The 13,138-nt window shown below is 57.1% G+C and carries 8 protein-coding genes; 4 read left to right on the top strand and 4 right to left on the bottom strand.

From position 1 onward, the window contains the following. Positions 1–40 precede the first annotated feature (40 nt). On the top strand, positions 41–1,252 hold the full coding sequence (locus tag Poly51_RS03585) for a DUF1559 domain-containing protein (RefSeq protein ID WP_146454286.1): 1,212 nt from the start codon (positions 41–43) through the stop codon (positions 1,250–1,252). A 481-nt stretch (positions 1,253–1,733) separates the two neighbouring features. Here the strand turns inward: Poly51_RS03585 and Poly51_RS03590 are convergent, their stop codons facing one another. Beyond that, positions 1,734–3,545, bottom strand: coding sequence for an ATP-binding protein (locus Poly51_RS03590; protein ID WP_146454288.1), 1,812 nt, complete (start codon positions 3,543–3,545; stop codon positions 1,734–1,736). A gap of 188 nt (positions 3,546–3,733) precedes the next feature. Between Poly51_RS03590 and Poly51_RS03595 the strand changes: the two genes are divergently transcribed. Continuing rightward, entirely contained in the window at positions 3,734–4,762 is a 1,029-nt protein-coding gene (locus Poly51_RS03595; RefSeq protein WP_146454290.1) for an AAA family ATPase, read from the top strand. 88 nt (positions 4,763–4,850) lie between these two features. On the opposite strand, the gene pgsW is transcribed toward Poly51_RS03595, so the two are convergent. From pgsW to pgsB, 3 genes are all read right to left on the bottom strand, one after another. Next, a complete protein-coding gene (gene pgsW / locus Poly51_RS03600) occupies positions 4,851–5,996 on the bottom strand; it encodes a poly-gamma-glutamate system protein (protein WP_146454292.1) in 1,146 nt (381 codons plus the stop codon). Then, positions 5,993–6,475: a poly-gamma-glutamate biosynthesis protein PgsC gene (pgsC, locus tag Poly51_RS03605; protein WP_146454294.1), complete on the bottom strand. Its 483-nt coding sequence runs from the start codon at positions 6,473–6,475 to the stop codon at positions 5,993–5,995. Before pgsC ends, pgsW begins: the two co-directional genes overlap by 4 nt. A 137-nt stretch (positions 6,476–6,612) precedes the next feature. Next, the gene (gene pgsB / locus Poly51_RS03610; RefSeq protein ID WP_146454296.1) at positions 6,613–7,812 is read right to left on the bottom strand and encodes a poly-gamma-glutamate synthase PgsB; all 1,200 of its coding nucleotides are present in this window, start codon (positions 7,810–7,812) and stop codon (positions 6,613–6,615) included. Between the two features lie 332 nt (positions 7,813–8,144). Between pgsB and Poly51_RS03615 the strand changes: the two genes are divergently transcribed. Beyond that, the gene (locus Poly51_RS03615) at positions 8,145–9,389 is read left to right on the top strand and encodes a metallophosphoesterase family protein (RefSeq protein ID WP_146454298.1); all 1,245 of its coding nucleotides are present in this window, start codon (positions 8,145–8,147) and stop codon (positions 9,387–9,389) included. Further along, positions 9,386–13,138: an ATP-binding protein gene (locus Poly51_RS03620; protein ID WP_146454300.1), complete on the top strand. Its 3,753-nt coding sequence runs from the start codon at positions 9,386–9,388 to the stop codon at positions 13,136–13,138. The genes Poly51_RS03615 and Poly51_RS03620 overlap by 4 nt, the downstream gene beginning before the upstream one ends.

Here is a 13,138-nt window from a genome sequence, read left to right on the forward strand (position 1 = left end):
AAATGTGTCCTATTTCCTTATGTTTTTCGGAGATCGTGTTATGAACACAAAGCGTTTCCAGCAAAACGGCTTTACGCTCGTCGAGCTGTTGGTCGTGATTGCCATCATCGGAGTTCTCGTCGGACTTCTGCTTCCAGCGGTGCAAGCGGCTCGTGAAGCCGCTCGACGAATGAGCTGCAGCAACAATTTCAAGCAGATCGGGCTTGCACTTCACAACTATCACTCGGCCTACAAGCAGCTTCCCATGATTCAGAATGGGACCGTACCGGGCGGTTTCGCCGGTGACGGTCAGTTCGACGAATCCACCGTCGCGAACTTGATGCAGTTAAGCGTCCTCGTCAGCCTTACTCCGTTTATCGAGCAGCAAGCGATTTGGGAACAGATTTCAAACCCGAATGTTTTTGACCTCAACAACCCTACGACTCCTCGCTCACCTGCATGGCCGTCGATGGGGCCAACGCCTACTTTTGAAGGCACGCCGAACGACGGCTATCAACCTTGGATGACCGAGCTGCCAAGTTTTCGGTGCCCCAGCGATCCAGGCGTTGGCTTACCCGCAATGGGACGAACCAATTACGTCGCGTGCACCGGCGACACATTTTGGAACATGGACCGTGGTCCACTTTCAAATGATCTGCAGCCCAATCAAACGCGGTCGATCAACATGCAGGCATGTGCGCGCGGCGTCTTCGTGCCGCACTACGCCACAAAGTTCCGCGACATCTTGGACGGCACCTCCAACACCATTGCCATGGGGGAAATTGCAACGGACCTGGGCGATCGCAATGTGCGGACGATTGCTGTGGGTGCGGGCTGGAACGGAATGCGAAATAATCCAAGCACTTTTAGAAGCCAGCAAGTTGACCCTCTTCGCCCTCAATTTTGGAATGCTACCGCAACCACGGGAGCAGCCCACGAAGGCCGCGGCTACAAATGGGCTAACGGGCAAGGTGTTTACGGTCAGTTCAACACGATCCACCCGCCGAACTCACCCATCCGGGTCGGCAACGGCGCGCGGAGCGCCGGCCTTCTGTCGCCGAGCAGCCAACACCAGGGCGGTGTCCACATCCTGATGTCGGACGGTGCAATCAAATTCTTTACGGACTCGATCGAATCCGGGGACCAGACAGCACGGGTAGTCACCCCAACAAACGCATCGCCACACGCCGTGGCCGGCTCGCAAAGCCCTTACGGGCTGTGGGGCGCACTCGGCACCAAGGGCAATAAAGAAGTGATCGATACGGAAATTTGATCTCACTCAATGGCAGCGTATCACGGCTTACGGCCTCCGGTAAATTGACAAGAACCATCTGGCTGGCTCGGATCACAAGGCCAGCCAGATGGTCATTCTTTTTGCGGTTCCCTCGCTAACAAGCTCAAAAATCTTCATTCCCTACCAACGCAAGAAAGTTCTCGATGAAATCGCTCCTCATGTTGTTGTTTACCGCTTGTCTCTTCGCTGCGTCAGGTTGTGGCAGTGACGGCCCAACGGTAGTCCAGCCAGACCCCGAAACCCGAACGTATCCTCAAACTGAGGTCGGGGAATCGATGGAAGAGTCGAATTAGTAGGTGACGTGCGGAAGTCGAAACGCAGCGTGAATCCAACTGAAGCGTCTGTCATGAATGGCAGACGCTTTTTTTACGATTGCCAATCACATCGTGATATCCGATGCCGCTCTTCGCGTCGCCGCGTTCTGTCGTTCGTCAAGTCGCCTCACGCGACAAGTTTGCAACTACAGCATCGTGTCGTTTCGGGCCAACTCGGACAGATTGGTGCTCGCATCTGGAAAATGCAGCCGAAAGCACGTGCCCCGGCCGATTCCCGGGTCGACGATCGTGATCTCGCCGCCGTGTTCACGCATGATCTTCGCGCTGACCGGCAACCCCAGTCCCGTGCCCCGCATCCCCTTTCGCGACTCGAACAGCGAAAAGATTTTTTCCCGATCTTCCGGTGCAACACCTGGTCCGTTGTCGACCACATCGACGGTCCAGCCTTCGCCTGCTTGATATCGAGTACGCACAAAGACTTTGCCCGGTTCGGGTTCCGAGACGACCGATTCGTCGTCCCCGTCGGCGTCGAAATCTTCCTCGCGGGTTAGGCGGCCCGATGCGGCGTCGATTGCGTTCGTGACCAGATTGATCACCGCCCGGTGAATCGCATCTGGATCGAAGTTTGCCAGCGGCATCGACGTGGCCAAATCGCTACCGATCTCGACCTGCAACTCTTCGGCTCGTGTTTTCATCAGCTCGACGACGTCGGCAACGGTTTCGTTCAAGTCGGATTCGACTTTCTCCGGTTCACGCTCTTTGCTGAACGTCAGCATGTCCATGACCAAGTTCGAAATGCGGTCCTGATTTCGATCCACGATCGACCAACCGCGACGAACGGCATCGGTGTCATTGCGTTCGAGACCGGCTTCGATCAGGTAACTGCCACCGCTGATCCCTTGCAGGATGTTCTTGATGTGATGCGATAACGTTGCGATGGTTTGGCCCATCGCAGCAAGCCGCTCGCTTTGAACCAGCGCCGAGTAATAGAACGTATCCTCGATCGCCAGCGCCGCCTGGTGTCCGATCGCCGTGATCAAACGCAAGTGGTCATCGTTGAAGCGAGTTTTGTTGCCGCTGGCGATGTATTGGCCCGGCGACGTGTAGGTGTCGATGTAAAGCGTGCCGACGATCGCGTACCGGCCTTGCAGCGGAACACACAATGCTTCTCGCACGCCACCTTGGACGATGGATGCGGCGGACTCAAAGCGGATATCGTCTTTGGCGTCGCTTGTGCGGACGCCCTCTTTGTGCTTGATCACGTAATCAAGAATCGTTTGGCTGATTGCAATTGGTTTGCCGCGGACTGAATTGGTCGGATCTTCGCGATCGCAACGAGCGGCTGGGCGAAATTGGTCGGTGGCGACGTCGCGTAGCATCACGCAACCTCGGTCCGCCTCGACCCAATCAAATACCAATCGCAAAATCCGATTCAACACCTCATTCAAATCGTCGGTGCGTCCGACCGCGATTGCGGTCAAATACATCACTTCCAGCGAACGGTCTGCTTCGGATCGCCGCACCGCCGCGCCGCCGCTTGTATCGCCGATGACCTTGCTGTCGGATGAAGATTGCGACAAGGACGACACGATGCGGCTGGCGTCGTCGGTGCTCTTCAAAACGATGTCGACGCCATGGGCCGCATTCATCAAGTCCGCGTTGGTGGACCCGGTTTGCTTCGCAGCATTTTGACCAGCGCCGATTTGTCTGGTACCGGTATAGATCATCAGTGTGCTACCGATTTCGATACGGTCGCCGCTTCCCAAGACGTGTCGCATCACGCGGTTGCCGTTGACGCGAGTGCCGTTGCTGCTGCCGAGATCGACGATTTCGTAGGAACCGCCATCGTCACGTTGGATCTGGGCGTGCGATCGAGACGATTCCGAGTCGAGCAGTTGGATATCGCAGCCGCTTTCGCGTCCGATTCGATACAACGGCAACGAAAGCTGAAAATGCTTTCCCTGGTCGCGGCCTCGGACAACAAACAACGACGGCATGAATCAACGGGGGAAGGGGGGCGTGGACGCCACAAATCGGACGGCAAATTCGGCCAGGAAACATGCAAAATACGAATTGGCCGGCAAAGCGATGGAGCGATCCAGCTAATATAGCGGTCTCCCGCACGGTTTTGCATCGTGACGACGCGAGCGGGCCAGTTCTTTCCTCTGCCAAATGATGTCCCACCATGGTGAACCCTCCGCCGATCGAATCGGAAGACGACCTCGTTGCCGCAAAGCATCTGCTAACCGCCTGTCAAAATATTCGTGAACAAGTCGGGAACGTTGTCGTCGGACAGGACGAGGTGATCGAACAGTTGCTGATCGCGATTTTGGCTCGTGGGCACTGCTTGCTCGAAGGCGTGCCGGGGCTGGCCAAGACGTTAATGGTGAAGACGTTGGCCGAGAGCATGGATTTAAAATTTCGCCGCATTCAATTCACGCCCGACTTGATGCCGGGCGATATCACCGGCACCGAGATCATCCAGGAGGACCCGCAAACGGGTCACCGACAATTCAAGTTCGAGCGGGGCCCCGTTTTCACTCAGATGCTGTTGGCCGACGAGATCAACCGCACGCCACCGAAGACACAAGCGGCTCTTTTGGAAGCCATGCAGGAACACGAAGTCACCGCCGCGGGAAAGACGTACCGGCTGGATGAACCGTTCTTTGTGCTGGCGACGCAAAACCCGATCGAACAAGAGGGTACCTACCCGCTGCCCGAGGCACAGCGCGATCGTTTCTTGTTCTTGGTCGTCGTCGATTATCCAACGCGGGATGAAGAAGCCGAGATCGTCGAACGCACCACGTCGTCGTTCAACAGTGCTGCCCGAGCGGTGGTGACCGGCGAAGAAATCATCCAGTTCCAAAGAACCGTGCGTCGCGTTCCGCTGCCGCCGCACGTCAAAGACTGGGTGCTCGATACCATCCGCGCCGTTCGTCCGCGTGACCCCCAAGCCAAGGATTGGGTCAAGCAAATGATCGAATGGGGGCCCGGGCCGCGTGCCTGCCAACAATTGGTGCTGGCGGCCAAGGCCCGTGCGTTGTTGCAAGGCCGAACTCACGTGACCATCGACGACGTCGAGACGTTGGCGCACCCGGTGCTACGTCACCGGATCGTGCCGACGTTTGCCGCAGACGCCGATGGCATCACGGTCGACGACTTGATCAGCCGACTGATCAAGGAACAACGAAAGACACCGGCGAAGGTGCTGTAAAAAAAAACGCCGTCGGGCAAGTCGGGCTGATGCCCAACTTGCGCCGCCGGCGATTTGATGTCGCGGGGAAATCGCGAATGTGCGCGGCCTAGACCATCGGTTCAGGCGACGATGCAGCTTTCTTTCCGCCGCGGCCTTTGACGAACCGATAACCAAAGTCGGTCAACACAAGCGCTCGCAGCGACAGCAGGATCAGAATCAGAACCGTTGCCGTCCACAACTTGTTGTAGCGTGTCTGATTGTAGATCCCGCCTTCGCCGATCGGCGGCATTTGTTGCGGGGCCAATGGCAAGCCGTACTTGAAGGCCATGCGATCGATTTCGACAACGTGGATGATGGGCGTGCCCTTGGTCATGAACCGCGTCATCACCGAATCGATTTGCAACACGTCGCGCGTCGCCGACAAGTTCAATCCCGGCTTATAGGCTCGCTTGCCCATGCTGCGGCCGACTGAAATCGTACCGCCACCGACGTTGATGTACGCCTTGTAATCTCGGCCACCGGATTGCTTGCGATAAATCTGCATCCGTTCTTCGATGGCTTCGACGTAATCGGTCGACGTCAGCAGCGGCAACTTGTTTCGCTTGATCGCTTTCTTGACCATGTCGCGGGCCTCGGTCGTCATCCCCAGTCCGATGTCTTGGTAGCCACCGATCGAGCACGCGACCGCTTTAAACGGCAGCAGACCTTCTTCGTACAACAAGCTTTCCATGTCGATCCACATGAAGTCGGGGTTGTTGGCGCCCCATTGGCTCGACCCGGCGCTGGCGATGATGACGGGTTGGGCACCCACCGCCTTCAAAGCCGCACAAACGTTGACGTTCATCCCGGGGAAAGATCCCGAGTAACCGACGGCGACCAAGTCACCCGATTTTACGCCCGCCCCGATCAATTGCTCGACAATCACTGCGGCAAAGTTCGGATTGACGGCGGTTTGCTTCGCACTCAGCCGTCCTGTCAACGTGGTCACAGGGCTCATCATTTGACCGATCATGCCCGATCCTGATGGATCGATCGAGTCGTCGGCCAACTGCGACATGTGCATTTTCTCGGCTTTGATCGCCCGCATCATTTCCAATGCCAACCCGGACGCTTCCATTTTCGCGTCGAGGTCACCTTGTGGGGCTCGCGTGCGAAATCGTTCGACCGATGCGAGGCCGAGCAGCGAGAACGCCGCCATCAACCAAATGACCGTCTGCGATACTTGTCGTGGTCTCCAATAGAGTCGTTTCATAGTACGAACTCCAATCCCATTAGAATCAGAACCAATCGAACGACCGTCGAGGCGGTCAACAGGATGCCCAAAGTTTCGACAAGACCTTGTCGATCGATCCAGATCGCAATCAGTCCGGGGATGATGTAACCGATCACTTCGTAGTCCGTCGATTCATCCAACAGGCTAAGGTCGGACGGGTCGATCGCTGACGATTGAAACAAACTGAATCGTTCCATAAACACGCCGACCAAAAATCCGATCAATACCATCAACACCGTTCGGCGTTTTCCGTAGATCGCGATCATGTTCGACAGGGTGTACACGATGTAGTACGTGACGATCGCCGCGGCGAAAGTGACGATGACGTTGAGCGGTCGGTCGAGCGACAGAGCGATGTAGCCCGGTACGACCATCCCGCCGGCCGCCAGGCCGAACAATTCCGAGAACAGCAGGCTGACCGCCAGACCGATCCCGATTGCGACGGTAAGAGTATCCATGGGACGTTGGTTCGTTTGTGGTTGCAAGAGAGAGTTGAGAAATACGTGTGAGCCTGCGGCGCCGCTTCGCAGAATCAAACCGTGACGCTTGTTGCATGTTTTGTTGACGCACCTGCATACGGCAATGCAGGAGTTGCTTAAAAGGCGCGTTCGCCAACGGTGCTGCGGTTGCGGAAGTAACGCACGATTTCCAAACCGATGCCGCCGATGTTCATCATTCCCATGACCATCGAAGATCGCCCGCCGAGCTCGACGGCCTTTTCAAAAATCTCTTGCGGCGAGTCTTCTTCGGCCATCACCAACTTGCGCGGATCCAGTCCGCCCGCGGTGGCGTATTTGGCGAAAATGTAAGTGCCCGAGCCGATCAGGATGTAGTGATCCGCCGGACGCCACTGGGCGCAGACTTCGGCCAATTGTTTCGATCGATCAGGTCGGTCGAATCGGCAATTGAAGATAATGATGCGTTTACCACTATCGGGATAACGGTCGCACGCCATGTCCCAAATGCGTTCAGTCGATTCGGGGTCGTTGGCGGCAAAGCCGTTGACGAACACGATCTCGCGACCAAAGAAGTTAATTTCGGCGGTCGTCATGATGCCGGGATCCGGCGTCATGTTCCACATGCCCTGCAAGGCCTTGTTGCGATCGATTTTCAGATCTTTCAACACTCGCAACGCCAACGCCACGTTTTCGGCATGTTCGATGAACGAGAACTGTGACAACTCAAGCGGTGTGATCGCCGCGACCTCTTCTTCGCTGACCGCAATCAATTCCGTTTCCCGTTCATCGGTGACACGGCGGAACGTTTCCAAGTGACGTCGTTCGGCGGTGTAAAGCCGGCCCTTCTTGGGCACCATGCCCAACAAAGCCAGCGCCACGTCATGCTCGGTCGGTCCCATGACGTCCAAGTGGTCCGCTCGGGCGTTGGTGATTACCGCATGGGTGGCGTGTACCAACCGGAATTCGCAAAGCCATTGCAAGTACGGCACAAGCGCCATGCACTCCATGACCAAGGCTTCGCTTTCCATCTCGGCCGCCGCGCGGACAATACGGATTTGTTCAATGACATTCGCGCGAGCCGGGCGGAAAACCGGATATTCCGAACCGTCCGGCAAAATCATCCGGGCAAGGGTGCCGGTCGTCTTGGCGCAAGTCCGAACGCCCCCGTTTCGCAATCCGGCCGCGATCAAACGCGTTACCGAAGATTTTCCGCGGGTTCCGTTAACGTGGATCCGTAGCGGAATGGTGTTGAGGCGACGCTGGTGCACCAGCGATTCGAGCGCTCCGAGACCGATCAGAGTACCCGTGGTACCCAGAAGGGCGAGTGATCCGTCCATCAGATGTGTTTTGATTACCTTCGCGAAACGCGAAAAAGCGATGTGGTCGATCCGCCACGTTCGGATGCCGTCAATGACGGCAACTTTTACAGATAAGTTGAATAGAAAAGAAAGGTCAGATGGCGATTATTGCAGGAAGAAATCAATGGTCTAGCGGTGGATCTCAAGATTTTCAAAAACAGGCAAGAAATCCGACCTCCCGACGCTCCACCGTGGAACATTGCCCTTTTCCCCCGTAAAAACCAACCTTGGCTCGGTTTCACGAATTCGTTTACACTGGCCGGTGAACGCTCACACGAGGTGAGCCGTCATGACAAGCAGGGAGGGAACCAATGCCGGGCGAGTCATTCCGCTTTATCCACGCCAGCGATTTTCATCTTGAGACTCCTTTGGGAGACCTCGATGCGCTGCCACCCCATTTGCGTGAAGCGATGGCCGAAGCACCGCGCCGTGCGGCGGCGGCGGTCTTCGAAGCCGCGCTTGTGGACAACATTGATTTCGTCGTTTTGTCGGGCGACCTGCTTTCGCCACAATCGGCCGGCCCGCATGGAATGGCCATGCTGCTGGACTACTTCGACAAGCTGCACGCCAAACACAAACCGGTCTTTTGGACCGCCGGCACGGCCGACGATCCGGCGAAATGGCCCGAATCGGTGCCGTTGCCGCCCAACGTTACGCTGTTCCCCAAGAACCGCGCGGTCTCCATCCCCGTGGAACGAGCCGGACGGACGATCTGTCACGTGGTCGGACGCAGCAGCGAAGGACGCAGCGTTTTGCACGTCCCCAGCTATCGCACCGATCCCACCGACGAGTACACCGTCGCGGTCGGTTACGGCACCGCCGATGCCAACGCCTTGGCCGAAGGACGATTTGACTATTGGGCCCTGGGCGGACAACACGATCGCGAATCGATCGAAGGTGGCGCCGAGGGCGCAGCGGTCTATTGCGGTTCACCACAAGGAAGATCGCTGGACGAATCGGGCGCCCATGGATACAGCATCGTGGACGTCGACGCCGATCGCACCACTCGAGTGCATTCGATTGAATGTGATTCGTTCCGATACTGCGAAGTCGCACTGACCGCTGCGGACATCAACGCCGTCGGCGGTATCCGCAACGTGATGGGTGAACGCATCGTTCGATTGCAGCACGAAAACGGCGGCCGTCATCTGCTGGTCGGCTGGGACATTTCGGTCACGGACAACGAATCGATGCTGTCGATCGGCGACAGCGAAGAACTGATCGCGTGGGTCCGTCGCGAATACGGACACGGTTCGCCATCGGCTTGGACGTGCAACTTAAAAGTCCGCGCGCCACGCAACTATCCCAAATCGTGGCACGACGAAGACACGATCCTAGGCGATTTTTTGCGAGCCGCGGACAAACACCGCAAGCTCGATGGTCGCGATTTGAATTTGGCACCGTTCACGGAAGAATCCGCGTCGATGCCGTCCAACATGGCCACGATGCTGGCCGAAGTCTCGTCGTCAGACCGCTCTGACTTGCTCGATCAAGCCACACTGTTGGGCGTCGAAATGCTTCGCGGTGGCAAGCCAAACCTGGTGCAAAAATCATGAGAATCAAAGACATTCAAATTGACGGCTTTGGTGTCTGGACCGGTTTATCGGTCGACTCGCTGCCCGATGGCATGACGTTGTTCTATGGTCCCAACGAGGCCGGCAAGACGACGTTGATGCAATTCATCCGCGCGATGTTTTACGGATTCACACCCGACCGACGCGACAAGTACTTGCCACCGGTTCACGGCGGTACCCCGGGCGGCGCGATTCGCGCTACCGGACCCGGCGGCGGCTATCAAATCCGCCGACACAGCCAACTGACCGACAACGGCGTCAACGGGCAATTGACCGTCACCGGACAAGACGGACTCAGCCAGGGCCAACACCGATTGCAAAGTTTGTTGGGACAGATCGACGAGCCGATCTTTACGAACGTCTTCGCAATCGGCATGCGCGAACTTCAAGAATTGTCGACGCTCGACGATACGTCGGCGGCCGACGAACTGTACAAGCTGTCCAGCGGACTTGATCGCGTTTCGTTGGTCGACGTGCTGCGTAATCTGCGCGGTGGCCGAAAGGCACTGGTCGGCAAAGCATCGGCGGACGACGAAGCGGAAGTATCCAAAATCGCGACCCTGATCGCCAAACGCGAACGGCTTCGCGACGAAGTCAGCCAGTTGACGCGCGGTGGTCGCCGATGGAGCGAATTGGCGTCTCAGCGCCGCAGCCAATTGCAAGAGATCGAACAACTGACCGAGCGCACCGGCGTTTGGGAACGTGAGGCGCGCAGTGTCGAAACGGCAACCAGCGTTCACGAAATTTGGCGCAAACGCGATCTGATCCGCCAACAAATCGCGGACCGCGAAGCCGATATTCACTTGCCCGACGAAGCACCGGGCCAACTGGTCCAGATCGACGCTTCAATGGAAGAACGGCGCCAGAAGCTAGAAGAAATCAAATCGAAACGACGGGCGATCCGCGACAAGGCGGAACAGTTGCCGGTCAGCCGACGCATGCTGGACCTGCAAGGCCGGATCGAAGCCGCATCGGAACAAGCGACTTGGGTTGAAGCCCTCGAAGAACAAATCGAACGCATCGACGACCAGATCGAAAAGGCCAAGAAGCAACTTGAAAACGATGCCGAGAAACTTGGCCTCGATGAACAGGACCAACGATCTTTGCTAGAAGGCGATTCTTCGCAACTGCCGGACCTTTCGCGACAAACCTTGAGCGCGCTTTCGGATCCGGCGAAACTGGTTCGCGAACAAGCGTTTCTACTAAAGCAGTCGCGCAACGAAGGGGCCGGCCACAAGACTCGCGCCGACAAGTTGGGCGAGTCGCTTAACGAAGTCCTGCAACGGGCACGGTCGACCAATCTGCAGCAAGCGATCCGCACCCAAACCGAAACGGTCACGGCGCTGAAGCATCGCATCCAAGTCGGCGAGCACCTTGAAAAGCTGAAGCGACACTACCGCGAACTTGAACGCGAAACCGTTGATCTGACGACGGCGGAAGTGCTGCCGGTCGATCGGTTCATTCTGTTGTCGGTCCCGTTCATCGCCGGTGGCATGTCCCTGATCTACGGGTTTGCGAACTTCTTCAACATCAACTGGTTGGTCAGCCGACCGGACCCAACGTGGGGCATGCTTTGCATGCTGTTCGGTTCGATGGCCATGTTGGCGTTCTATTGGGGACTAGAGAACGGTAAACGTTCGACGTCGCTTGACCGCGAAGATTGCGAACGACAAATCGACACGCTTCGTCGCCAAATTCGCGAAATCGAAGGTGAACGCACCAGCATGGATTCGACGTTGCCGACCAGCGGTGAATCGCTGGAACTGCGTCTGCGTGAATCCGAGCAATTGTTGGCAGAACTGGAGGCGTCGCTACCGACGTACCACAATCATCAAGCAGCACTCGAGTCCTACAAGACCGCGCGGAACCGTGCCAGCAAGGCGGCCGAAGGCTTGAAAGATGCCCGCCGCCAATGGTCATCGACGCTGGAACGATTGGGATTGAGTGAGTCGTTGTCGTCGTCGAGTGTCCGCAAGCTGAGCGAGGGCTACGAGACGCTGCAAGCGAGTCGCCGCCGGTTGGACGAGCTGGCTGCCGAAAAAGACCAGCGCCGCCGAGAACGTCAATCGATCGCCAAACGGATCGAATCGTTGTACTTGGAAGCCTTGGAAGTCAACGAAGAAGCCGCTCGCGGTGCAGCCGACGTGGACGAGGTGACCGAAGCGTCGATGGCTAACCGCTTCAAACCGCGCACCAGTCCGTTGGACCAACTGAACCATTTGCACGAAGAACTGTCGCGACAAACGCACTGGATTAAACGCCGCCGCGAGTTGAAGGAACAAGACGTCCAACTGAAACGGCAGCAAAGTGCGCACCATCGGGCACTCGAACGGGCCGACCAACAACGCCGCGCCTTGTGGGCCAAGTGCGGTGTCGCGACGCCCGAACAGTTCTATCAAATGGTCGACAGCAAAGCCACGCTGGCCGAATTGCGAAAAGAACTGACCGACTTGGATAAACAAATCCGTACCATCGTCGGCCAACACGTCGACTACGACGAAGTGGCTCGCGAGATCGAAGGCGCCACGGCCGCCGACCTGGAACGACGATGGGATTCGCTGACGACGCGCATGACCGAAACCGAAGAACGCGTCGGAACGCTACGCACGTCGCTGGGTGAATTGGCTCAAGAGATGAAACATCTCGGTGACGACAATCGCTTGTCGGTGACTCAATTGGAACTCGGATGCGTCGAACGACGTATCGAAGCGATGGTCCGCCGTTGGCAAACGCTAGGAATGGCGAGCTGCTTGTTGGAAGACGTTTGCGGCACATTCGAACGGGAACGCCAACCCGAAACGCTTCGCGAGGCTTCATCATTCTTGGGTCAATTGACCAACGGGAAGTACAACCGGATCTGGACTCCGCTTGGCACCAACCAGTTAAAGATCGACGACGCCGACCAAAAAGCGTTGCCGCTGGAAGTGCTCAGCCGTGGAACACGGGAAGCCGTTTTCATCGCACTGCGATTGTCTTTGGCGGCCGCCTACGCTCGCCGTGGAGTGATGTTGCCGTTGGTGCTGGACGACGTGTTGGTGAACTTTGACCGCGACCGTGCGATCCATGCGGCACGAACGCTGAAGACGTTCGCCGAACTCGGACACCAAGTGATGATGTTCACCTGCCATGAACACATCGTCGAAATTTTCCACGACATCGAAGTCGAAGTCCGTTTGATGCCCGCCCAAGGTACGCCCGGTCGCGCGACCATTCTTGAACCCGAAGAACGATACGAAGAAGAAGTCGAGTACGAGGAAGAAGAGTACGAAGAGGAAGAAGAGGTTCTCGAAGCCGAGCCGGAACCCGAGCCGCAACCGGTCGTCGTCAATATCGAAGCTCCCAAACCGAAACCGGCACCGGTACCCGAGCCGAAGGTCGAAACGAAGATCATCTACGTCGAACGACCCGAGCCCAAACCGGTTCCGAAACCGAAACCCCAAAAACGTGTTGTCGAATACGTCGAACGGGTGGAGCCGATGTATGTCGAACCACAGCGGGCTTTAGAACCCGAATACATCGAAGAAGAGTACGTCGAAAGGGAGCCTGCGATCGGTTGGGCATGGTTCGAACAAGAACCGGGGCGCCGTATCGAAGACGCCGAACACGCTCTAGCGGCAATCGCTCGAGACGAATGGTTGGATGCGGGACCCGACGAAGTGCCCGACGATGTTTGGAACCGTGACGAACACCAAGCCAAGTGGTGGAATGGCGACAAGCTGTCGAACCGATAG

Source organism: Rubripirellula tenax (genome assembly GCF_007860125.1).
Lineage (GTDB): Bacteria > Planctomycetota > Planctomycetia > Pirellulales > Pirellulaceae > Rubripirellula > Rubripirellula tenax.